Source organism: Paenibacillus popilliae ATCC 14706, from assembly GCF_000315235.1.
GTDB classification, from domain to species: domain Bacteria; phylum Bacillota; class Bacilli; order Paenibacillales; family Paenibacillaceae; genus Paenibacillus_B; species Paenibacillus_B popilliae.
Genome location: NZ_BALG01000146.1, coordinates 1 through 526, shown reverse-complemented (window position 1 = coordinate 526; position 526 = coordinate 1). Strand labels below are relative to the sequence as shown.

Genomic DNA, 526 nt, shown 5'->3' with positions numbered 1-526 from the left:
TATCTTGGTCTTTCATGACTCCGTTTCCTCCCCTGCTCGCACTCTTTTCAAAGCGAAGTCCGTTGCAAAACGCTTGTTAACTGCATGTATATATCCCTCTAACTCATCCCACGCCATTTCATATTCTTGTTGAGTCGTGACCATCTCCCACTTAACACGGGTGCCTTTCTTGCTTGGCTTTTTCCATGTTATAGGCCTTTGCCTGTCGTTGAGCATCGTAAACCACGCATACATTTTCCGCAGCGAATATTCCTTTGCATTTACTTGGCTGTTCATAGCCGAATACATCATTTCTCCGCCATGTAATGTAATTTTTATATCCGAGTTCATTTCGCTGTCCCCCAGGAATAAAATTTGGAATAATTCATGTCATTTTTGCCAAGGAGAGCGCGACTTTGCGCCCTTCAACTTTCATTTTTTTAATTGCGGCCCGTATTTGATATTTAATAATGAAATGTATATATGAAGTTTTTTCAGAGCTTCTTCACTCATACCCGGATTGATTTGCTTTTCCAATGTACTTCAC

The 526-nt window shown here is 40.9% G+C and carries 1 protein-coding gene; it reads right to left on the bottom strand.

Annotated features, from left to right (window positions below):
* Positions 1-12: 12 nt before the first annotated feature.
* A complete protein-coding gene (locus tag PPOP_RS10550; RefSeq protein WP_006286312.1) occupies positions 13-330 on the bottom strand; it encodes a hypothetical protein in 318 nt (105 codons plus the stop codon).
* Positions 331-526: the final 196 nt, after the last annotated feature.